Consider the following 22,265-nt stretch of genomic DNA (forward strand, 5'->3'; position numbering starts at 1 on the left):
ACCACAAAGCCCAGCCATCGCCATGGCTGGGCGTTATCCGGGGCGTTACCCCGTGCCGCCACCTTGCTGCGCCCCACGCGCGCCACCGTCATCGTCGGCACACTTACCACGCTTGCCTTGATCGTCCCCGCCTGCCAGTCGCCCAAGCCTTGGGACATCGACGAGCAGGTTGGCTACGACTACTCCACCGCTCCGCGCGCCACGGTTGACATGGCCCCCGACGCGTTGGAGGACGCCGACGAGCCGATCGTGCCGGATAGCGATGAACCGCTGACGCTCTCCGTCGAGCAGGCCGTCTTCCTCACATTGCAGAACAATCGCGCTTTGCGCATCCAGCAGTACGAGCCGCAGATCGCCGGCCAGTTCGAGCAGATCGAACGCTCCCGCTTCGACCCGCTGCTCTATACCGACCTCGTCTACAGCCGGGCTCGCACGCAACAACTCTCGCCCGAGATCGGCGCGACTTTCGATACGGAGCGCGAAGCCGTCGGCGCGGACGTGGGCATCCGCCAACGGCTGCCCACCGGCACGGAACTCGGGGCAGAACTCTCCCACGACTGGCTTAGAAGCGACCGCACACCCGACGATCAACACGAAGCCCGCGTCGGCGTATCGCTCACCCAGGCCCTGCTGCGCGGCCGGGGGCGCGAGTCCAACCTCGCCGCCATCCGCCAGGCTCGCCTCGACACGCTCGCGTCCGAGTATGAGTTGCGCGGCTTCGCCGAGGCGCTCGTCGCTGACCTGGAAGTCACCTATTGGAGCTATGTGCTCGCCCGCCGCGAGATCGAAATTTTCGACAGCTCGCTCGAAGTCGCCCAGCAGCAGCAGCGCGAAACCGAGCGGCGCGTCGAAGTCGGCGTGCTGGCGGAGACGGAACTCGCCGCAGCGCGATCCGAAGTCGCACTGCGACGCGAAGAGCTCATCAACGCGCGCAACAACGCCGAGGTGCTCCGCCTGCAACTGCTTCGCCTGATGAATCCCGGCAAGCCGCAGTGGGAACGCCAGATCGACCCGATCGAAGAGCCCACCATCATCGACGTGGAGCTGGACGACGTGAACGACCACGTACAGCTCGCGCTGCGCCAGCGGGCGGACCTCAACGAAGCCCGCCTTCGACTTGAGCAGCGTCGGCTCGACCTCGTCCGCACGGCCGACGGCCTGCTGCCTCGGCTGGACCTGTTCGTCACACTGGGCAAGACCGGCTTCGCCAGCGCGTTCGGCCGAGCGTGGGAAGACCTTGACGGCCGCGGCTACGACCTCGCCGTCGGCGGCCAGTTCGAATATGCCCTGGGCAACCGCGCCGCTCGCGCCGACGACCGCATCGCCCGCTTCAGCCGACAGCAGGCGTCCGAAGCGGTGGGCAACGTGGCCGAGCTTGTGCAGCTTGATGTCCGCACTGCCTGGCTGGAAGTGCAGCGCGCCCGCGAGCAGATCGCCGCCACCATCGCGACGCGCGAGCTGCGTGAAGAAACGTTGCGAGCCGAGCAGGAAAAGTTCCGCGTCGGCACGACGACGGCGTTGCTCGTCGCGCAAGCCCAGCGCGATTTGCTGGAAAGCCAGATCGCCGAAGTGCGAGCCGTGGTGACCTATCGGCAAGCGTTGATTGACTTGTATCGTTTGGAAGGTTCGCTGCTGTTGCGGCGTGGCGTGGAAGCGCCGGGCGCTCAGCCGCGCGCGTTCAACGGTGAGTGACCGGGCGGTGATTCGCTTTCTACCAACAGGTGACAATATGAAAACGATTCGACGGGTCATCACAAGCGGGCGACATTTTCTGAAGGAGTGCATGTATGGCTCGTTGGCGTGCGCCGGGTCGTGGGACGCCATGCGGTTGGCCCTGCTGTTGCGGATGTCGCCGAAGCATGGGGATCATGACGCGCGGCGTTCCCCGTGGAAGTTGCGGCTTCGCGGGTATGATCACCCGCTCTGGCTTCGGCCGCACACGAGTGATGCGCTGGTGGCCCGTGAAGTACTGTTCCAGGGAGAATACGATGGGATTCGGCAATGCGAACTGCCCGATTCGGCACGAATTCTCGATCTGGGCAGCAACATCGGCTTGTCGGTGTGTTACTGGGATTACCTGTTCGAGCAATGCGATGTTATTGCCGTGGAGCCCGACGATCACAGCCGGACGCTTTTGGAGCGGAACTGCCAGAGCATGATTGAAGCTGATCGACTTCATGTCGTTAGCGCCTTCATTAGCCATGAAGCGGGGTGGGCGGCGATCGAGCGGCCCGGCCGGGCGTGGAGCTATCGCATGGGCGAAACCAGCCAGGCGCAGGTTGATGACAAAACGATCCCTACCGTCACCGTGCCTTCATTACTTGAGGAGGCGGACTGGGATGTCGTTGATCTGCTCAAGTGCGACATCGAGGGAGGAGAAGTAGGACTGTTCCAGTCGGCTGGCGACTGGGTGAGCCGGATTCGACACATGTTCGTCGAAACGCACCCGCCCTACACGAATGAAGATCTGTACGCGGATCTGCGCCGGGCAGGCTACGTGTTCGATGTGCTGCACGACGAAAGCAAACTCACCAACGGCGTGTGCCTGCTGCGGCAACGGTGAGTGATACGGACGACGATTGACCTTCATGTTTTCTCTGGCTTCGAAGCCCACGGCGTGACGTCGTGAGCGCCTTTCCCACGCACGTAGATAGATCCCAACGCGCATGATCTGATTCTATAAGCACGGCTTCAGGTAAAGTCATCCGCCGCCCGACCACACGTGTGCGTGGCCGGGCTGACGGATGAGGGTGACACAATATTTTGGCGAGGCCGACTTGCTGCCGGGCCTTTGCGGGAGATCGTGGGGTCGTGGCGTGTTGTTCCCGGGCAGCCAGGTCAACGCGCAAATGCGGCGGAAGTCCGAGCCGTGGGGACGGCTGGGCTTTCGTGGTCGCATCCCGCTGGTTGCCGGCCTTTCGTGTCGTTTCCGATTGGTCAGTCGCGTGGCTGCCCATCCATGTTCACGCGTCTGTCCGGGAGCGGACCACCCAGAGCCGGGTCTCGCCGAAGGCTTGCCGAAGCGTGCCTTCAGAGTAGGGGCGACGCGTCGCCGGCGTGCGCATGGCGTGACGATTTCGGGTGAGTGGTGTAGGCAACTGTAATAGGGTACATTTCGAAAGGCGTCACACAGCACCTCAAAGCTTCCAATGAACATGTGGTTGCGATCATGAGCAAAACGAATCAGCAGATCCAATGGGGCTACCTCATCCACCTCGGCTACAACATGTGGGAGGATCGCGAGTCGCCGAATCGCCCGGACCGCCGCATTGCCAAGCCTTACCTGCGCTGTGACAAGCCGCTCTGGGATGAACTGACGCAGCGATTCGCCGAAGTCGGCGGGAGCTTGCTCGTCATCGATCTGGGCGAAGCGGTTCGATACGAAAGTCATCCCGAGCTCGCCTGCAAACATGCCTGGAGCCCGGCAAAGCTGAAGCGGGAAATCAAGCGGTTGCAAAAACTGGGGCTGGAGGTGATTCCCAAGCTCAACTTTTCAGCGGCGCACGACACATGGCTCGGGCCTTACCATCGCTGCGTGTCGACGGACACCTACTACGCGGTCTGCCGTGATCTGATCGAAGAGGTGTGCAACATCTTCGATCAGCCGCGCCTTTTTCACCTGGGCATGGACGAAGAAACGTTCAAACATCAGCGTGACTTCGCGTTCGCGGTCGTTCGTCAGCATGAACTGTGGTGGCATGACCTGCATTTTCTGGCCGAGCAGGTCGAACGGCAGCACGTTCGGCCGTGGGTCTGGTCCGATTACTACTGGCATCACCCGGAAGCATTCCTCAAGAACATGCCCAAGTCCGTGCTGCAAAGCAACTGGTACTACAACGTCAGGTTCAACAAACGACGACCAGCGGTGGGGGCCTACCTCGACCTGGAAGCGCATGGGTACGATCAGATACCGACCGGCTCAAACGCCAATCACGCAGAGAATCTCGAACTGACAGCCAGGTATTTGAAGCGTCGCATTCACGCGGATCGCCTTCACGGATTTCTCCAGACGCCGTGGAAGCCGACGCTCCCCGAGTTTCGCGACCATCACCTCGAAGCCATAGAAAAGGTCGCCGACGCCATGAAAGTGTTTTGAACGGCAGCGGCACACATCGTTCACATCGTACGATCACCCTGCGCTGGAGAGCAACTGGTCGTCTGCCATGTCGGGGGCGGGGAGATCGCTGTGGCCCATGAGTTGTTGGTCGATCGCTCGCGCGGCGCCGCGGCCTTCGGCGATGGCCCAGACGATGAGGCTTGCGCCGCGGCGCATGTCGCCGGCAGCGAAGACCTTGTCGACGTTTGTGCGATAGTTGGCGTAAGGCGCGTCGACCGTGCTCCACTTCGTTTCGGTGACGCCGAACTGCTGGACGAGTTTGGGCGTGTCGTGGCCGGTGAAGCCGATGGCGAGCAGGACGAGTTGCGCGGGCAGGTCGCGTTCGGAATCTTCGACTTCTTCGCTGACCTTGCGGCCGGTCTTCGGGTCGGTCGACCACTTCAATGTTGAAACGCGCATGGCTTTGACCTTGCCGTTGCCGTCATCGACGAAGGCTTTGGGGAGGATGCCATATTCGCGGGGGTCGCGTTCGAAGCGGGCGGCGGCCTCGGCGTGGCCGTAGTCGATGAAGAAGGTTCCGGTCGGGCCGGGCCAGGGGTGTTTGTCGTCGCGTTCGTCGGGCTCGCGTTCACGGCGGGTGATGTTCAGCAGGCTGTTGCAATTGTGGCGGAGGGCGGTGCCGATGCAGTCCGTGCCTGTGTCGCCGCCGCCGATGACGATGACGTCTTTGCCCTCGGCGTTGGTGTACTGGCCGTCGGCGAAGTTGGAGTTGAGCAGGCTTTTCGTCGCGGCGGTGAGGTAGGGCATGGCGAACTGCACGCCTTCGAGCTCGCGGCCGGGCAGTTCGAGGTCGCGCGGCTTGAGCGCGCCGCAGGCGAGCAGCACGGCGTCGAACTCATCGATGAGTTGTTGCGCGGGGATGTCTTCGCCGACGTTGCTGTTGGGTTTGAAGATGACGCCCTCTGCTTCGAGGAGGTTGACGCGTCGTTGGACGATGGTTTTGTCGAGCTTCATGTTGGGCACGCCATACATGAGCAGGCCGCCGATGCGGTCGTCGCGTTCGAAGACGGTGACGGTGTGGCCGGCCTTGTTGAGCTGGTCGGCGGCGGCGAGGCCTGCGGGCCCGGAGCCGACGACGGCGACGGTTTTACCCGTGCGCGATTCCGGCGGTGTGGGCGTGACCCAGCCTTCTTCGAAGGCCTTGTCGATGATGGTGCACTCGATGCTCTTGATCGTGACCGGCGGTTCGGTGATGCCGAGCACGCAAGCGTCTTCGCAGGGCGCGGGGCAGATGCGGCCGGTGAACTCGGGGAAGTTGTTGGTCTTGGCGAGGCGTTCGTATGCTTCGCGCCACTGGCCGTGATAGACCAGGTCGTTCCACTCGGGGATGAGGTTGTCGATGGGGCAGCCGGGCTCGGATTGGCAGAAGGGGATGCCGCAATCCATGCAGCGTGCGCCCTGTTCTTTGAGCACGTGCTCGTCGCCGCGCGCGTAGATTTCGTAGAAGTCGTTGATGCGCACTTCAGGCGAGCGCGATCGCATCGGCTGACGTTCGTATTCGAGAAATCCGGTTGGCTTACCCACAGTCGTTTTGCTCCATTTGGCGATTTGGCGATTTGGTGATGTGGTGATTTGGTGATGTGAGGGCGAGCGGCAACGGCTTCTGTTCGGGAACTTCACCACATCACCACATCACCAAATGTCTCACCCGTGTCCGACCTCTGGCATGTTCTGTTGTAGCGCCATCTTCTGTCGCTGCTGTAACACGCGGCGGTAGTCGATGGGCATGACTTTGACGAACTGCGAGCGCACACGGTCCCAGTCGGTGAGCAACTTGGCGGCCACGGACGAGCCGGTGTATTCCATGTGCTTGCGGACCAGAGCTTGCACTTCGTCGATGTCGTTTTGGGCTTCGAGTTTTTCCAGGTCGACCATGCCGAGGTTGCAGTTTTGCAGCAGTTCGCCGTTGGGGTCCCAGACGTAGGCGATGCCGCCGGACATGCCGGCCGCGAAGTTGCGCCCCGTTTTGCCGAGGATGACCACCCGGCCGCCGGTCATGTATTCGCAGCCGTGGTCGCCGACGCCTTCGACGACGGCGATCGCGCCGGAGTTGCGAACACAGAAACGCTCCGCTACCACGCCGCGGAAATAGGCTTCGCCCTTGGTCGCCCCGTAGAGGCAGACGTTGCCGGCGATGATGTTTTCTTCCGCGACGATGGGGCAGTCCTCCGGCGGGTAGACGATCAGCTTGCCGCCGCTGAGCCCCTTGCCGACGTAGTCGTTCGCGTCGCCTTCGAGGCGGAACGTGATGCCCGGTGCGAGAAACGCGCCAAGCGACTGGCCGGCGTGACCGGCGAAGCGGACGTTGATGGTGTCGTTGGCGAGGCCTTCGTCGCCGTATCGGCTGGAGACGTTGTAGCTGAGCGTCGCGCCAACCGCTCGGTCGAGGTTTTCAATGGGCAGGTCGATTTCCACGCGCTCGCCGCGCTGCAAGGCAGGCTCGGCGAGTTGCACGAGCTTGTTGTCGAGCACGTTGGCGAGGCCGTGGTCTTGTGCGATGAGCTTGCGCACGCCGACGTTTGGCCTGGGCTTGTCGGCCGGCTTGAGGATGGGGGCAAGGTCGAGGCCGTCGGACTTCCAGTGGCGGATGGCGGCGTCGGATTCGAGCAGGTCGACCCGGCCGATGAGTTCGTCAACGGTGCGGATGCCGAGCTCGGCCATGTATTTGCGGGCTTCCTCGGCGACGAGGAACATGTAGTTGACCACATGTTCGGGCTGGCCGCTGAATTTCTTGCGAAGCGCGGGGTCTTGCGTGCAGATGCCGACGGGGCAGGTGTTCAGGTGGCATTTGCGCATCATGATGCAGCCGACGGCGATCAGCGGCGTGGTCGCGAAGCCGTACTCTTCCGCGCCGAGGCAGGCGGCGATGATGACATCGCGGCCGGTGCGCAGGCCGCCGTCGGTTTCGAGGCGGACGCGCGATCGCAGGTCGTTGAGCACGAGGGTCTGATGCGTTTCGGCGATGCCCAGTTCCCACGGCAGGCCGGCGTGCTTGATGCTGGTCAGCGGCGAAGCGCCCGTGCCGCCGTCGTGGCCGGAGACGAGGATGTGGTCGGCGTGTGCTTTGGATACGCCGGCGGCGACCGTGCCGACGCCGACTTCGGAGACGAGCTTGACGCTGATCTGCGCGTTGGGGTTGGCGTTCTTCAGGTCGTAGATGAGTTGCGCGAGGTCTTCGATGGAGTAGATGTCGTGGTGCGGCGGCGGGCTGATGAGGCCGACGCCTGGCGTGGAATAGCGGAGGCGGGCGATGTAGTCGTCGACCTTGTAGCCGGGCAGTTGGCCGCCTTCGCCGGGCTTGGCGCCCTGTGCGACTTTGATCTGCAAGGTGTCGGCGTTGGCGAGGTAGTAGCTGGTCACGCCGAATCGGCCGGAGGCGATCTGCTTGATGGCGGAGCGCTTCGAGTCGCCGGAGGGCATGAGGCTGAAGCGGACGGGGTCTTCGCCGCCTTCGCCGGAGTTGGACTGTCCGCCGAGGCGGTTCATCGCGAGCGCGAGCGTTTCGTGTGCTTCGCGCGACAGTGCGCCGAGCGACATCGCGCCGCTGCGGAATCGTTTGACGATTGCGCTGGCGGGCTCGACTTCCTCTAGTGGGATGGCTTTGTTTTCGTTCGTGCGAAGCTTGAGCAGGCCACGCAGCGTGCAGCGGGCGCGGGCGTCTTCGTTGGTTGACTTGGCAAACTGGTCGTAGGCCTGCCTGCTGTTCGTGCGGGCAGCGGCCTGGAGTGTGGCGATGGAGGTGGGGTTGACGGCGTGTCGTTCGCCGTCGGCGCGCCAGTGGTAGTCGCCGGGGTTGGGCAGTTGCGGCAGGCGAACGCGCGAGCGCGGCGGATAGCCGACGGCGTGACGTCGCTGCGCTTCGGTGGCGAGCACGTTGAAGCCGACGCCTTGCAATCGCGAGGCCGTCCCGGCGAAGCAGCGTTCGACGATTTCAGTTTTCAGGCCCAGCGCTTCGAAAATCTGCGCACCCTTGTAGCTGGCGAGGGTGGAGATGCCCATCTTCGACATCACTTTGAGGATGCCCTTGTTCACCGCTTTGATGAAGTGGTTGACGATGGTTTCATGCGTCAGCGAGCCGTCGATCATGCCCTCTTCGCGGGCCCAGTAGAGCGCTTCGTAGGCGAGGTAGGGGTTGATCGCGTCGGCCCCGTAGCCGACGAGCAGGCAGAAGTGGTGCACTTCGCGGGCTTCGCCGGACTCGACGATGATGCCGATCTTCGTGCGGTCCGCGTGACGGACGAGGTGATGATGCACCGCCCCGGTAGCCAGCAGCGAAGACAGGGGGATGCGATCGTGGCCGGTCGCGCGATCGCTGAGCACGATCAGTTGATAGCCGTCGGCGATGGCTTGCGAGGCTTCTTCGCAGATGCGATCGAGCGCCGCGGTCATCGCGCCATCGCTGGCCTGGCCGTTGCTGCTACCCGTCGGCCGAGGGTAGGTGATGTCGATGGTCTTCGTGCGCCAGTTGTTGCCTGACTTGCCGTCGAGCTGCTTGAGTGTCGCGGTCTGCGCATCGGTCAGCACGGGCTGTGGCAGGAACAGGCGATGACATTGCTGCTCGGTCGTTTCCAGCAGGTTGCCTTCCGGACCGATGTAGGTCTGGAGCGACATGATGATCTCTTCGCGGATCGGGTCGATCGGCGGGTTGGTCACCTGCGCGAATAGCTGCTTGAAGTAGTCGTAGATCAGCCGGGGCTTGTCGGAGAGCACAGCGAGCGCCGTGTCGTTGCCCATCGAGCCGGTGGCTTCCTGGCTTTTCTCGACCATCGGCAGCATGAGCAGCTGGATGTGCTCGGTCGTGTAGCCGAACGCCTGGAGCTTTGAAAGCAGTTCTGAGCTTCGAGCTTCGAGTTTTGAGCTGCCGACCGCAGCGGTTGGGGTCTTGGGAGCCTCGTCGGCATTCGCGGTTGCTTCGAAGTCGGCGATTTCAAGGCGTTGTTGTTGCAGCCATTGGCCGTAGGGGCGCTTGGCGATGATGTTGCCTTTGACCTCTTCGTCGGAGACGATACGGCCTTCGTCGAAGTCGACCAGGAACATACGCCCGGGCTGCAATCGACCCTTCGCTTTCACCTTGCTCGGGTCAATTTCGACCACGCCCACTTCGCTGGCCATGATCACGCGGTCGTCATCGGTGACGTAGTACCGGCTTGGCCGAAGGCCGTTGCGGTCCAGCGTCGCGCCGATCGTCTTGCCGTCCGTGAACGCGACCGACGCCGGGCCGTCCCAAGGCTCCATCAGGCTTGAGTGATACTCGTAAAACGCCCGCTTCTGCGGGTTCATCAACTCGTTCTCTTCCCACGCTTCGGGGATCATCATCATCACCGCTTCGGGCAACGACCGCCCCGTCATCAGCAGCATCTCGAGCACATTGTCGAACGTGCCCGAGTCGGAGCAGTCGGGCTCGACGATGGGGTAGAGCTTTTGAAGATCATCGCTGAGCAGGTCGCTGCGCATGAGCCCTTCGCGGGCGCGCATCCAGTTGATGTTGCCGCGCAGCGTGTTGATCTCGCCGTTGTGACTCATGAATCGGCAAGGCTGAGCACGGTCCCACGACGGGAACGTGTTCGTGCTGAAACGCGAGTGCACCATCGCCAGGTGTGAGACGTATTCTTCGTTTTGCAGATCGCGATAGTAGAGGGGCACTTGGCCGCTGGTGAGCTGACCTTTGTAGACGATGACCTTCGTCGACAGCGAGCAGATGTAAAACCAGTTGCCTTGCTTGAGCTGCTTGTTGCTGCGCACCGCGTGGCTGGCACGCTTGCGGATGAGGTAGACCTGCCGTTCGAACGCATCGCCATCGAGCGCGTCGGCTCCCTCGGCGGCGCCGACGAAAAGCTGCTCCATGTAAGGTTCGGTCGAGCGGGCGGTCGGGCCGACGTCCGCGCCGTCGGGGTCGACGGGCAGCTTTCGCCAGCCGAGGAGGGTCTGGCCCTGCTCGGTGATGATCTTTTCGACGGCTTCTTTGGCGAGCTTGCGCTCGGCCTCGTCGCGGGGGAGGAAGACGTTGCCCGCGGCGAACGGTCGGCCGGCGTCGGGGTCGGGCAGGTCGATGCCCATTTCGTCTTTGACGGCTTTGCGCAGCAGGGCGTGGGGCAGGGCGGTCATGATGCCCGCGCCGTCGCCGGTGTTCGGCTCGCAGCCACACGCGCCGCGGTGGTCCATGCGCTGAAGCATGTGCAGTGCGTCGCGCACGATGTCGTGCGAGGCTTTGCCCTTGATGTGAGCGATGAAGCCCACGCCGCAGTTGTCATGTTCGTACGCCGGGTCGTACAGCCCGCCGGCCTCGGGCCTGCGAATGGGTTGCAGGGCCCGGCCGGTGTCGCGTGATTGTTGATTGCTCATGCTCGTTCTCCCACCAACTCGCTGCGGTCAGCCCGGCTGTCCCGGGTCGCCATCGCCGGGCCCGTCAGATCGACGCTCGGCCCGGCGTGCTTGAGCAGGTAGTCCACAAAGGTTTGGCTCGCAGGCGAAAACACCTCGCCATGCTTGTGCCGACGGCGGTAGATCATGCCGATCGGCCTGACGAGCGCCGGCTTCAGCTCCACCATGCAAAGCTGGCCCGCCGCGACTTCGCGGGCGACCGTACGCTTAGGCAGGATGGAAAAGCGTTGCGTCACCGTCAGCACGCCCTTGATCGTGTCGATGTTGTCGAAAGAGTTCACGACCGTTGGCTGGGCCGCGTTGTCCCGCAGGTATTGGCGGATTCGCCGACCGGCGGGCAACTCCCGATCAAAACCGACCATCTCATATCCAGAAAGCTCAGCCGCCTCGATCCGCTCCCGCTCGGCCAGCGGATGCCCCGGCGGGCAGACCACCGCCATCACTTCATCGCGCAGCGGAATCACGCCCACCTGTCGCCAGCGCTGCGGATAAGAAAGAATCCCCAGATCGCACTCAAAAGCCCGCACCGCGTCATAGACCTGATCCGGCTGATTGTAACGGATTTCCACCTCAATCCGAGGATGTTCCGCCACAAACCGCTCGCGAATCCGGTTCAGCAGTTCGATGCCCGACGAGTAGATCGCCGCCACGCGAACGTGGCCTGCGATGTCCGCCTCCGCCCGCGCTGCCGCCTCCGAGTCGGCGTCGGCCGACAGCAGGGCGACCTGATCTTTCAGCCGATCGTAGCCGGTGAGCAGGTCGGTAACGCCGTCGAGAAACACCTGCCCCGCCCGCGTCAGCTCCAGCGGCCGAACGGAGCGATCCAGCAGCGTCGCCCCGAGATTCTTCTCCAGCTGCGAGATCCGCTGACTGGCCGCCGATTGCGTAATGCCATGCGCCACCGCAGCTTTTGAAAAGCTGTGACAGCGTGCGACATCCACAAACAGGCGCAAAGTCTGCATAGTCGGAGCATCGTAACATAAGAGCCGCTTATGTCAATCCGACTTAGTATTAATCTGTCTAATAGTGGGGGCTGCCCTTATTGGCGGGTCGGGCTCATTCCGGCTCGACGAATTCGATCTCGCCCTTGTCCGGCACGAGGCCGGCCTTTGTCGCTTCGCCGATGAACTGCCGCACCGCAGCTCGGCCGTGCTCGCCGTAGTCCAGCGTCCATTGATTGACATACATGCCCACGAAACGGTCCGCGAGGTCATGCCCCATGTCGCGGGCCCATTGCAGCGAAAACTTCACCGACTCTTCGCGATGGTTCAGCGCCCAGCGGATCGATTCGAGCAGGATGCCGCAAACCTTCGGCAGCTCGTCGCCCAGATCTTTGCGGATCGCGTTGCCGCCCAACGGCAGCGGCAGCTCGCGCGTCTCCGTCCACCACTTGCCCAGGTCGACGACGCACTTAAGCCCCGCCTTCGCGTAGGTGAGTTGGCCTTCGTGAATGATCAGCCCCGCGTCGAACTCGCCGGAGACGACTTTCGGGATGATCTGGTCGAACGGTACGACCTCGAAATCCACGGGAATCTCCTCGCCCGGCTGCGCGCCGTGCTCCAGCAGCAGCAACTGCATCGCCAGCCAGGCGCTGGTCTGCTCGCCGGGGATCGCCAGCCGCGGCCGTTTGGAGTCGGCGGGCGTCGGTGTGGCGAGCGGATGAATGAAGTCGGCGATCTCAAACTGCTCCCGCGCGACCACCATCGGCCCGTAGCCGTCGCCCATCGACGAGCCGCAGCTTGTCAGCACGTACTTGTCGCTGATGTAGGGCAGCTGGTGGATGGAAAGGGCGGTGATTTCCAGCTCGCCCTTGTTCGACCGCTCGTTCAGCGACTGGATGTCTTCCAGCACGTGAACGAAGTCGTAGCCTTTCGTGTCGATCTTGGGCGTGTAGGCGTTGCCGTCGGGCCCGGTGAAGTTGGCCAGCGGATACCACATGAACGCGTCATCGGGATCGGGCGAGTGGCCGATGCGCAACGTCTTTTTGTTCGTGTCAATGCTCGTCATGCGAGCCAGTTTAGCGAATTGGCGCGGCGGTGGGCATGTCGCTCCTCGAAGCCCACACCCCCGAAGCCCACACCGTCACGGTGTGGGCTTCCCGTCCACCCCCCGCGCGACGATCTCCGCCAGCAGTCGACCCTCCATGTACGCATCGCGCCCCACCGGCTCCCAGTAGCTGCGGTCGATACCCCGCCGGGCCCACTCGGCCGGCACGTCGTCGAGCGTGCGGAAGACGTTGCCGCGCGTTCGCCCGGTCATCCGACGCGTCGGCTGTACGCGACGCTCCAGCAGCACTTCCACCCGCAACAGGTAATCGCCTTCCGCCATGACGATCACATGATCCGCCTCCGCGTTCGCTTCCGCATCGCCCGGCTCATCCGTGGGCTCGAAAAACAGCGACACCGTCCGCCGCTGATGATCCAGCGTCGACTGCCACGCCTGCGCCGCCGTCGTGTTATCGCCATGCCAGGGCTCGAACGCCGTGGGCGAATCCTTGGGCATCGTCGTCACTCGGCCAAACCGATAGTCCTGCCGATCGACGTCAAACCCGTGATCGCGCAGCACCGCAATGCTCGCGTCAAACGTCCGGTCATACGCCTCGCTCGCGATCGGCGAAGGGTTCGGCGTATCCACAAAGGCACGCTGACAACCCACCGCAGCAACCATCAACAGCAGGGCAGTCGCAATCAAAACACTTCGCATGACGGTCATCTGCCTGATGCTCTCCCCCATTTAGCCTCCCCCATTTAGCCGCGTCGCTCGCGACGCGCTCTTCCACGCGCCCCAAACACAAACGCCCCATCGCCCGCCGTCACACCCCCAGCTTCTGCTTGATCATTTCCGTGACGACCTTCGGGTTCGCCTGCCCCTTGCTCAGCTTCATGATCTGTCCCATCAGCGCGCCCACTGCCTTGAGTTTGCCCGCCTTGATGTCTTCCACTGCCTTGGCGCTCTTGGGGTCGCTGAGCACCTGGTCGATGAAGCCTTCCAGCGCGCCGGTGTCGGACACCTGCGACAGGCCATGCTTCTCGGCAAGGGCTTCGGCGGTTTCGTCACTGTCACAGCAATGGCCGAACAGTTGGTCCGCGGCGCTCGAGCCGATCTTGTCCGCCGCGAGCAGGTCGGCAATGCCCTTGACCTGACCGGGCGTGATACCCAGATCGTCGATGTTCACGCCACGCTCGTTCGCCCGCTTCGCGCCATAGTTCAACAGCAGTGCCGCAGCCCGCTTCGCGTCCACGTCCGTGGCGAGCACCTTCTCGTAAAACCGGCAGACGTCAGGGTCGTCAATCAACGCCTGTGCATCTTTGGGGTTCAGCCCGAGATCCTGCACGTACCGCCGTTGCAGATCCAGCGGCAGCTCCGGCTGAATCGCCTGCAACTCATCCAGCCAACCCGCGTCCACGTTCAACTCGACAAGGTCCGGGTCGGGGAAGTAGCGATAGTCGTGCGCCTCTTCCTTCTCACGCTGAAGCACGGTGACCATCTTGATGTCGTCCCATCCGCGCGTCGACTTCGCGCCGCTGGCCATCACCTTCCCCGTCTCCAGCCATTCGTCAACCTGCCGTTCGTACTCGTACGCCACCGCGTTGTACACCGCGCGAAAACTGTTGAGGTTCTTGATCTCAACGATCGGTGTCTTATACGTCTGGCCATCCTTCTCAATGATCACGTTGATGTTCGGCTCGAACCGCATGTGACCCTTCTGCATGATCCCCTCCGACACGCCAAGGTGTCGGCAGATGTTCCGCAGCGTCTGCCCGAACATCACCACCTCCTCAGGCGTCTCGAAGTCTGGATACGTCACAATCTCAAGCAACGGCGTGCCCGCGCGATTCAAGTCCACAATCGAATGATCGATCGCAGCGCCGCCAGGCCCTTCATGCAACAACTTGCCCGCGTCCTCTTCCAGGTGAGCACGAATGATCCGCACGTTTTTCGTCGGGGCCCCCGGCTCGTCAGACGTCGGAATCTCCACCGCGCCTTCCTCGCATAGCGGCATGTCATATTGACTGATCTGGTAGTTCTTCGGCAGGTCGGGGTAGTAATAGCTCTTGCGGTCCCACTTCGTCCGCTTGGCGATACGGCAGCCCAACGCCAGCCCCACCTGGATCGACATCCGCACCGCCTCGCGGTTGATCACCGGCAGCACGCCCGGCATGCCCAGCACCACGGGGTCCGTCAACGTGTTCGGCTCCGCGTCGTAATAGTCCGGGTGCGCCACGTTCGGCGCACTGGTGAACATCTTCGACCGCGTCGCCAACTGGACGTGGATTTCCATGCCGACCTTCAAGGTCGTCTTCAATGCTTCGTGGGTCGTCGTTGCGGGCATGACTTCGCCTGTTTCAAGTTTCAAGTTTCAAACTGTGTTTCACACAAAGCCCACGGATGTAGCGCAGCGAATCCGTGGGACACCACCACCCACCATCCCCATACACCCCCGCCCCGTCAATCAGATTGTAACCACCCCATCACCGCTCCGTCGTCTCGATGCCGAGCATTGGCGACAGGTCGTCCCACAACTGTTCCGCCGACGCCGGCCGACCCTGCATCCACAGCCAGGGCCCGACCAACTGCGGCAACGGCCCCGCGCCCCCAAGCATATGCACCGCCACATTCCGCCCCGGCTGCTCCTGCACCCACGCCTCCGCAAGCGCCGCCTCCAGCGCCTCATCGCCGACCAGCTCCGCCGCCCGCGCCCGCGCCGCCTCAAGTGTGCGCGTCTCGTCCGTCGCGGTCATCCAATGGTCAAACGTCTCGAATTGCGACGCGTCCGCCTGCCACACCGCCAGCGCCACCCGCGCCAGCTCGCACGCGTCCGCGTGCACGCTCGGCGTCTCGTCGTACATCGGATGACACGCCGCATCCAACGGCACGGGCAGCATCACCACCGCCAGCCGACCTTCCGCCCAGTCGCGCACCACCTCCAACTGCCGATGCAGCACCCGGCAGTGAGCACACGTGTAGTCGAACAGGTACACCAACAGCACCTCCGCGTCCGCCGACCCCAGCACCGGCTGATCGTGGGGCGTCAGCATTACACCGCTTTCGCCCTGCATCAGCGTCAGTGTTCGCGCCCCGCCGGGCCCGGTATCACTCACCACGCCCGACCCCGTCAGCACCCGCGTCGTCTCAGGCGGCACTGCCAGCTGTCCGCCAACCAGCACACCCACGCCCACCACCGCCGCGGCCGCGCCCACGCCCAGCCCGCGCCCGTTCAACGCACCGCCTTGCCACAGCACTGCCCCCGTCAGCACTGCCGCGATCATGCCGAGCGCGTGCACGGTCATGCAGTAGGCGCACATCGCTTCGATCACCACCGCCTGCAGCACGATAAACCACACCGCCGCCCCCGCCGCCGCCATCGCCGCCCCCGCCATCACCCCCGCCGCCAGCCGCCGCTGATCGGTCGGCCGACCGCGCCCCACCTGCCAGCTCATCGCCAGCAACAGCGCATAAATCCCCATCGCCGGCCCCGCCACCGGCACGCCAAGCCAGTACGCCCATCGGCTGCTCAGCACCGCATCACACCCCGAGCCGGGCCCGCACCCCGGCAGCGACACCCCGCCCGCGCTCGCGACCGACTCGTAAAACAGAAACGCACCGATCGCTAGCGCCCCGAATGCAGGCAAACGCACCGCCCACAAGAGCGGGCGTTCGTACGGACCAGGTTGAATAGCGCTGTCGTTCATCGTCTCGCATCCCCATTTAGCCGCGTCGCTTGCGACGCGCTCTCCCGGCGTGGCACATACCGCACGAAGCGCGTCGCAAGCGACGCGGCTAAATGGTTTCATATGTGAATCGATGTGTCGTTCATACGGTATCACCACCCATACCCGGATCACGCATCCCCAGTTCGCCGAACGCTCGCATTCGCAGCAGACACGAGTCGCAATGTTCGCAAGGCCTTGCCCCCAACGGATGCCGCTCATCCGGCTGCGGGTCGTAGCACGAATGCGTCAGCCCGTAATCCACGCCCAACGCCAGCCCTTTACGGATGATCTCAACCTTCGGCAGCTCGATCAGCGGCGTGTGCACCTTCAGCCGATGCCCCTCCACGCCCGCCTTCGTCGCGAGGTTTGCCATGCGTTCAAACGCTTCGATAAACGTTGGCCGACAGTCCGGGTATCCCGAGTAGTCCACCGCGTTGACGCCGATGAACAGGTCGCCGCTGCCGAGCACTTCCGCGAGCGCCAGCGCGTAGCTTAAAAAGATCGTGTTCCTGGCCGGCACATACGTCACCGGGATGTCGCCGTGCATCGTTGATTCGTCGCGGTCTTTCGGCACGTCGATGTCCGCTGTGAGGGCCGACCCGCCAAACGCCCGCAGGTCGATGCTCGCCCATCGCAGGCTTGCCACGCCGACTTGCGCCGCCACGCGCTTGGCCGCTTCGATTTCCACGCGATGCCGTTGGCCGTAGTCGAAGCTCAGCGCATGACACGCAAACCCCTGCTCGCGCGCCATCGCCAGCACCGTCGCCGAGTCCAGCCCGCCCGACAGCAGCACCACCGCCGGCCGCCCGGCCCCTGCATGTTCACGTTCCCGCATATGCGCGCCTCATGTCGCTCATCACCCCGAAGCCCACGTTCCACCATCACTGCCCGTTATACGGATCACGCTAAATACTTGTGCTTCCAATAGCCCCCCGCGGAAGCGGGGGGTTAGCGCCATGTGGACCAAACCCCCCGCTTCCGCGGGGGGCTATTGCGCATGACGCACGAGGATTTAGCGTGATCCGTATCACTCGTCATCCTTCCGCGTCCGCGGCGGCTCTTCCGCATCCGTCTCGCTCTCACCATCCCCGTCATTCTCCCCGTCACCTTCACCGTCACCGTCGCCGCCTTCCGCCTCATCCCGCTCCACCGGCGACACCACCACCGTCCGCGCCACCAGGTCCCCCAGCCGCTGACGGTAAGGGCCGAGCACCAGCAAAATCAGCAACGGCCACGCCACCAGGTCAAAGCTCTTGAGCACGTTCCGCACCAGCAACTGCCAGACCCGTGGCCGTTTGCCATGCAGATCGCTCACACGCAGCCCGAAAATCACCTTCCCCACCGTCCGCCGCATCAACAGCTCCGCGAACGTCGTGTACAGCACGAACAGCACCACCACCAGCACGCCCGGCTCGATCGCCTGCCAGCTCGCCGCAGCGCCACTGCCGGGCCAACGCATCATCATCTCCGGCAGCGTCAGCCCATACGTCGTCATCACCAGTACCACCGCCGGCAGCAGGTCCAGCCCCGCCGCCATGAACCGCCGACCCAACGCACCCAGTTCCAGCGTATTTGGCAGCGATAGCTGGTTCGCCGCTGCATCGCGCCGCCAGAACAGCAGCATCAGCATCACCGCCGACACCAGCACGCCGACCATGATGTAATAGTCTGCGGTGCTCCCGATCCCCGCCGGCTCCCGCCAGCGCAACTCCTTCATGGTCGTGCCCACGCTGCCCTGCAGGTCCAGCGACGTCCACCGCCACAACGGCTCCACGCCCGGCAGCGGCTCTTCGCCCTCCACCCGCGTCGCCCGCGTGTGCTGACCCACCAGCCACACGGCCCCCTCAACCCCCGCCACATCCCACGCCAGTTGTCGCCCCGGCAGTTCCATCGCACCGATCGGCCGAACCCGACCATGACGCAACACCGCCGCTTCCACACGCAACGCCGACGCGTCCGCCTCAACGTCCGCCTCTTCCGCTTCACCGGCGTCCGCGTCCACCGTCGGCGAGGTCTGCCACGCGACGACAAGATGCCCGTCCACCGCCACCGCCGACCATCGCTCGCTCACCGGCACGTCGTAATGACGCGACTGCCAGGCCTGTTCCTCTTCATCCCACCCGTACACATCCAGCCCGCCATCCGCCGCCACCACCAGCCGCGGCGAAGCGCCCGCCGTCGTCACCAGCCGAACGTCGCCGTCGCTCGGCCAATCGCTCGGCAGGGGCGTCACCACCCACCGACCCGCCCGCAGACGCAGCAGCCGATCCAACCCCGTCGCCTCGTTCGCTTCGTCCGCTGCCGCCGGCACCGCGTCTGCGTCCGCATCCGCATCCGCGTTCGCGCCCGCATTCGCGTCCGCTTCCCCAACCGCATCAACGTCACCTTCCGCCGCATCGTCGACCGCGTCGGCAGCATCCCCGTCCGCCGCCTCATCATCCGCCTCCGCCTCCGGCTCAACCATCGGCGTCCGACGCAGGTTTGGCGGCAACCCCAATTGAAGGTTCCGCAGCATCTCCCGCTCGCTCAGCCCCGACGCGCCCGGCCGATCTGCGCCTGGCGAATCCAACCGCCGCGCCGCGTCCGCATCCGCCGCCCGCACCAGCGCCCAGGGCCCACCGCGACCCACACCAAACCCGCGCAGCGTCACATCCCGCGGCAGGCTCGGCCCCGGCCGGGCGGTATAACGCCAATGTTGCTCAACGCCCGCCCGCTGCCCGTCAAACCGCTGCAGCGTACCATTCGTGTAAATCACATAAACCGTCTGCCCCCGCGCCGCCACGCCGCCCGGCGATACCGTTCGACTGACCTCACGCACCTGCCCCAGCACGCCCGGGCTATCGCCAGGCCCGTGATGCGCAATCAGCGTCCCCGCCTCATCATCCCAGGGCTGCGCAATCCAGACATGCCGACCCTCCGCCGCCACGGACACCGCCCACGCCGCCGCTTCGCCGCCGCACATCAGCGCCGCCATCGCTGCCCAGATGACAAACATTCGCATCATGCCGCACAACTTACTTCACCCAGCCCTCGCCTGCCCAGACCCCGCGCCCCCGCCTGCCCCCAACGCGCACGTAAAAGCCCCGGCATAACGCCGACTCGACAACACGCTCAATTGACCAAAACGATTTATGAAGACTTGGCCGGCTCGGCCTCCTGGTCAGCAGGCGCCGGGCTCGGCTGCTGCTGCTGCGGAGGCTGCTGCTGCGGCGCCGAAGGCTTCTTCTCCTTCGGCTTGCTGGCCTGCGGCTTGGATTGCTGGTGGCTCTTGCGGTCCGGCGCGAGCACCATCGTCATGCGTCGGCCCATCATGCGCGGCGCTGCCTCGATCTTCGCGATGTCCGACAGACCCTGGTAAATCGACTGCATCGAACGCAGCCCAAGGTCCTGGTGCGCCATCTGGCGACCACGGAACAGCATCGTGAACTGCACCTTGTCGCCGTCGTCCAGAAACTCGCGAGCCTTGTTCGTCTTGATTTCCAAGTCGTGCTCGTCCGTGCCCGGGCGCAGGCGGATGCCTTTAAGCTCACTTTGCTTCGCGTGAGACTTGGCCTTCTGCTCTTTCTTGCGCTGCTGGTACTTCCACTTGCCGTAGTCCATGATTCGGCAGACCGGCGGCCGGGCCTGCGGAGCGACTTCAACAAGATCAAGCCCGGCAGTGCGCGCACGCTGCTTGGCTTCGTCGGTTTCCACGACGCCAACCTGTTCGTTGTTCTCGTCGATGAGCCGGACGGGAGAAAGGCGGATCATGTCGTTCACGCGAAGGCTCTTGCCGGTCTCGCGTGGCTTTGGCCGAAAACGTCCCCTAGCGATGGTGAAATCTCCATTAACTGGGTCAGAAACAAAAAAATACCGCCACCACGCAACAGGCCGGCCTCGCCACACCCACCCCCTTATGATGGTTCTGCAGCAGCCTGCTCACGATGACACACGTTCACTCTAGTATATCGACTCCCCGCCCGGCTACCTAACACGCTAATTTCTCTTTTTTCGCCCCAACCCGAAACCAGAAACCCAAAACCACAAACCCGGTTGATCTCACCCCGGCCCGTGCAGCAGTGCCACCAGTTGCAGCAGCCAGTACGCCACCGGCGCGACCGCCAGCGGCGAGTCGAAAACGTCCATCAGGCCCCCGAAACCGGGAATCGTCCGCCCCGAGTCCTTCACCCCCGCGTCGCGTTTGAACAGGCTGGCGGTCAAATCGCCCATCTGCCCGACCACGCCCAGCAGCAGCCCCGCCACGAACGCGAACACCAGCGGGAAGTCAAACTGCACGAACACCCGGTCGCCATCGATGCGGGCCCAGTAGCCGGTCACCTCCATCGCGTTGCCCGCGGCCGTCAGCGCCATCGCCGCCAGCCCCGAGACGACCACGCCGCCGACGAGCCCTTCCCACGTCTTGCCCGGGCTCAGCCAGGGGATGAGCTTCCGCCTGCCGACCGCTCTGCCGGTGAAGTACGCCCCGATGTCGCACGATTTGGTGATGAGGATGACCGCCGCGATCACCCACACCGCATGCCACTGTCGAATCGCCAGATAAAAGCCCGGCAGCGTGCCCATGTAGATCAGCGCGAACATCGCCGCGCCCGCCACGCCCACGGCCCCCTCGGTCCGCTGCTTTCTTAGCGAATGTCGCAGCAGGGCGGTGATGAATACCGCCACCAGGGCCGTGGCGTAAATCGCCAACGCCAGTTGCGAGTCCAGGTCTTGTGGCAGCACATAGATCAGCACACATCCCACCATGCCCGCCGCCGTCAGCGTCGTCGCTGGGGCGTCGATGCCTTTGGCGCGGAAGATCGCCGACAGCTCCCGCGACATCAAAGCGATCATCACCAGCAGCACGCCGAGCAGGATCAGCCCCGCCGGCAGGTAGGTTCGCCCCCGGAACAGCGATTGCAGCCATGTGCCTTCGATATCCACGTGATCGAGGTAGCCGTCGGCGTACATCAACACCAGCAGCAACAAGACCAGAAGCGTGCCGAAGATCAGTCGATGCTTGAGCATGCGGGACATGGTAACGGCGACGCACGCGAACGTGGCAGCGACACGATCCCCCGCATCGCAGGATTCCATGGGCCGATAACCTGAGAGTCGGCAAAAACCTTACCAATGGCTCAGTTGATACGACCGGAACGCCGACAAAAGGATCGCTGCATCGCCTTTGAATGTTTGCGCGGCGACGTTCTGGCCGAGCGGGGTGCATCAGCGTTTTTTTCGAAAGAAGGTCCGTTATGTCAGATCCCGGATTGGTTTGCGCGATGGGTGCTCGCTCGTATGCCGCGCCGCGTCGACGATGGTCGACGGCCGTCGCGGCGTTGTTGCTGTTCGCCAGTTCGCCCGCCCTGGCAGTGGACTGGACCGGCGGCACGGGTGACTGGTTCGACAGCAGCAACTGGAGCGGCAGCGTCCCCGGCCCCGGCAACGATACTGGCATCGACAACGGCGGCACCGCACAGATCGAGGCCTCGGACGCCGACGCGTTCGGATTGACTGTCGGCCGCTTCCAGTCCGGCGCCCTGCGCGTCACCGACACAGGCACGTTGACCGTCCACATCGGCCCCCTTCGAATCGGGAGGGAAAGCACCGGTGTCGGCGAACTCGACATTATCGGCCCTGACGCCCAGGTGACGGTGGCGAGCCATACCACCGAGGTCGGCGGGTCCGGCCAAGGCCAGCTCACGATTCAGGACGGCGGCACCTTGACGACAGACCTGCAAGGCAGGATCGGCACGAGCTCCAACTCTTACGGCCTCGCCATGATCAGCGGCGCTGGCTCCACCTGGACCATGGGTGGTGACCTCACCGTCGGCTGGGACGGAGAGGGCCAACTCCTCGTGGCCGACGGCGCATCCGTCCGCACGGATACGGGGCTGATCCGGATCGGTCGAAGCAGTTCCGGCACCGGCACACTCCAGATCGGCAACGGCGCCGCAGCCGGCTTCATCGACGTCGCCACCATCACAGGCGGCTCCGGCACAAGCACTGTCAACTTCAACCACACCGACCTCGACTACTGGTTCACCCACGACGGGACCGCCGACGGGGACGCCATT

Annotated in this window: 15 protein-coding genes; 4 read left to right on the forward strand and 11 right to left on the reverse strand. The window is 64.0% G+C overall.

The window, feature by feature from the left end; translation table 11 throughout:
• Window positions 1-63 precede the first annotated feature (63 nt).
• From ACERK3_18350 to ACERK3_18360, 3 genes are all read left to right on the forward strand, one after another.
• A complete protein-coding gene (locus tag ACERK3_18350; protein ID MFA9480238.1) occupies window positions 64-1,692 on the forward strand; it encodes a TolC family protein in 1,629 nt (542 codons plus the stop codon).
• A 37-nt stretch (window positions 1,693-1,729) separates the two neighbouring features.
• Complete coding sequence (locus tag ACERK3_18355) at window positions 1,730-2,563, forward strand: FkbM family methyltransferase (GenBank protein MFA9480239.1); 834 nt, start codon at window positions 1,730-1,732, stop codon at window positions 2,561-2,563.
• Window positions 2,564-3,169: 606 nt separating this feature from the next.
• Window positions 3,170-4,096 (forward strand): Tat pathway signal protein, encoded by a 927-nt coding sequence (locus tag ACERK3_18360; protein ID MFA9480240.1) that lies wholly within the window; start codon window positions 3,170-3,172, stop codon window positions 4,094-4,096.
• 33 nt (window positions 4,097-4,129) lie between these two features.
• Here ACERK3_18360 and ACERK3_18365 read toward each other — a convergent pair whose 3' ends face one another.
• The 11 genes from ACERK3_18365 to ACERK3_18415 all read right to left on the reverse strand — a co-directional run bounded on the left by ACERK3_18365 (window position 4,130) and on the right by ACERK3_18415 (window position 21,216).
• Entirely contained in the window at window positions 4,130-5,641 is a 1,512-nt protein-coding gene (locus ACERK3_18365) for a glutamate synthase subunit beta (GenBank protein ID MFA9480241.1), read from the reverse strand.
• Between the two features lie 120 nt (window positions 5,642-5,761).
• Window positions 5,762-10,459: a glutamate synthase large subunit gene (gene gltB / locus ACERK3_18370; GenBank protein ID MFA9480242.1), complete on the reverse strand. Its 4,698-nt coding sequence runs from the start codon at window positions 10,457-10,459 to the stop codon at window positions 5,762-5,764.
• Complete coding sequence (locus tag ACERK3_18375; GenBank protein ID MFA9480243.1) at window positions 10,456-11,460, reverse strand: LysR family transcriptional regulator; 1,005 nt, start codon at window positions 11,458-11,460, stop codon at window positions 10,456-10,458. The genes gltB and ACERK3_18375 overlap by 4 nt, the downstream gene beginning before the upstream one ends.
• 94 nt (window positions 11,461-11,554) lie before the next feature.
• Window positions 11,555-12,505 carry an MqnA/MqnD/SBP family protein gene (locus tag ACERK3_18380; protein MFA9480244.1) on the reverse strand — a complete coding sequence of 317 codons (951 nt, stop codon included), beginning with the start codon at window positions 12,503-12,505 and terminating at the stop codon, window positions 11,555-11,557.
• A 75-nt stretch (window positions 12,506-12,580) separates the two neighbouring features.
• Window positions 12,581-13,201: a hypothetical protein gene (locus ACERK3_18385; protein MFA9480245.1), complete on the reverse strand. Its 621-nt coding sequence runs from the start codon at window positions 13,199-13,201 to the stop codon at window positions 12,581-12,583.
• Window positions 13,202-13,310: 109 nt separating this feature from the next.
• Window positions 13,311-14,831, reverse strand: a complete 1,521-nt coding sequence (gatB, locus tag ACERK3_18390) for an Asp-tRNA(Asn)/Glu-tRNA(Gln) amidotransferase subunit GatB (protein MFA9480246.1) — start codon at window positions 14,829-14,831, stop codon at window positions 13,311-13,313.
• 139 nt (window positions 14,832-14,970) lie between these two features.
• Window positions 14,971-16,191 carry a vitamin K epoxide reductase family protein gene (locus tag ACERK3_18395; GenBank protein MFA9480247.1) on the reverse strand — a complete coding sequence of 407 codons (1,221 nt, stop codon included), beginning with the start codon at window positions 16,189-16,191 and terminating at the stop codon, window positions 14,971-14,973.
• Between the two features lie 121 nt (window positions 16,192-16,312).
• Window positions 16,313-17,047, reverse strand: coding sequence for a 7-cyano-7-deazaguanine synthase QueC (gene queC, locus ACERK3_18400; protein MFA9480248.1), 735 nt, complete (start codon window positions 17,045-17,047; stop codon window positions 16,313-16,315).
• Between the two features lie 192 nt (window positions 17,048-17,239).
• Complete coding sequence (locus ACERK3_18405) at window positions 17,240-19,216, reverse strand: RDD family protein (protein ID MFA9480249.1); 1,977 nt, start codon at window positions 19,214-19,216, stop codon at window positions 17,240-17,242.
• A 125-nt stretch (window positions 19,217-19,341) separates the two neighbouring features.
• Window positions 19,342-19,971 carry a translation initiation factor IF-3 gene (infC, locus tag ACERK3_18410; protein MFA9480250.1) on the reverse strand — a complete coding sequence of 210 codons (630 nt, stop codon included), beginning with the start codon at window positions 19,969-19,971 and terminating at the stop codon, window positions 19,342-19,344.
• A gap of 279 nt (window positions 19,972-20,250) precedes the next feature.
• A complete protein-coding gene (locus tag ACERK3_18415) occupies window positions 20,251-21,216 on the reverse strand; it encodes a phosphatidate cytidylyltransferase (protein ID MFA9480251.1) in 966 nt (321 codons plus the stop codon).
• Window positions 21,217-21,443: 227 nt separating this feature from the next.
• On the opposite strand from ACERK3_18415, the gene ACERK3_18420 reads away from it, so the two are divergent.
• A partial coding sequence (locus ACERK3_18420) for a hypothetical protein (protein MFA9480252.1) occupies window positions 21,444-22,265 on the forward strand: 822 nt, incomplete at its 3' end.

The organism is Phycisphaerales bacterium AB-hyl4 (genome assembly GCA_041821185.1).
GTDB lineage: Bacteria > Planctomycetota > Phycisphaerae > Phycisphaerales > Phycisphaeraceae > Natronomicrosphaera > Natronomicrosphaera hydrolytica.

What these genes read in the sequence shown, in the direction of transcription:
- ACERK3_18355 (MFA9480239.1), top strand. Translation starts at nt 1,730, where the DNA reads ATGAAAACGATTCGACGGGTCATCACAAGCGGGCGACATTTTCTGAAG.
- ACERK3_18360 (MFA9480240.1), top strand. Translation starts at nt 3,170, where the DNA reads ATGAGCAAAACGAATCAGCAGATCCAATGGGGCTACCTCATCCACCTC.
- gltB (MFA9480242.1), bottom strand. Translation starts at nt 10,459, where the DNA reads ATGAGCAATCAACAATCACGCGACACCGGCCGGGCCCTGCAACCCATT.
- ACERK3_18375 (MFA9480243.1), bottom strand. Translation starts at nt 11,460, where the DNA reads ATGCAGACTTTGCGCCTGTTTGTGGATGTCGCACGCTGTCACAGCTTT.
- ACERK3_18380 (MFA9480244.1), bottom strand. Translation starts at nt 12,505, where the DNA reads ATGACGAGCATTGACACGAACAAAAAGACGTTGCGCATCGGCCACTCG.
- ACERK3_18385 (MFA9480245.1), bottom strand. Translation starts at nt 13,201, where the DNA reads ATGCGAAGTGTTTTGATTGCGACTGCCCTGCTGTTGATGGTTGCTGCG.
- gatB (MFA9480246.1), bottom strand. Translation starts at nt 14,831, where the DNA reads ATGCCCGCAACGACGACCCACGAAGCATTGAAGACGACCTTGAAGGTC.
- ACERK3_18395 (MFA9480247.1), bottom strand. Translation starts at nt 16,191, where the DNA reads ATGAACGACAGCGCTATTCAACCTGGTCCGTACGAACGCCCGCTCTTG.
- queC (MFA9480248.1), bottom strand. Translation starts at nt 17,047, where the DNA reads ATGCGGGAACGTGAACATGCAGGGGCCGGGCGGCCGGCGGTGGTGCTG.
- ACERK3_18405 (MFA9480249.1), bottom strand. Translation starts at nt 19,216, where the DNA reads ATGATGCGAATGTTTGTCATCTGGGCAGCGATGGCGGCGCTGATGTGC.
- ACERK3_18415 (MFA9480251.1), bottom strand. Translation starts at nt 21,216, where the DNA reads ATGCTCAAGCATCGACTGATCTTCGGCACGCTTCTGGTCTTGTTGCTG.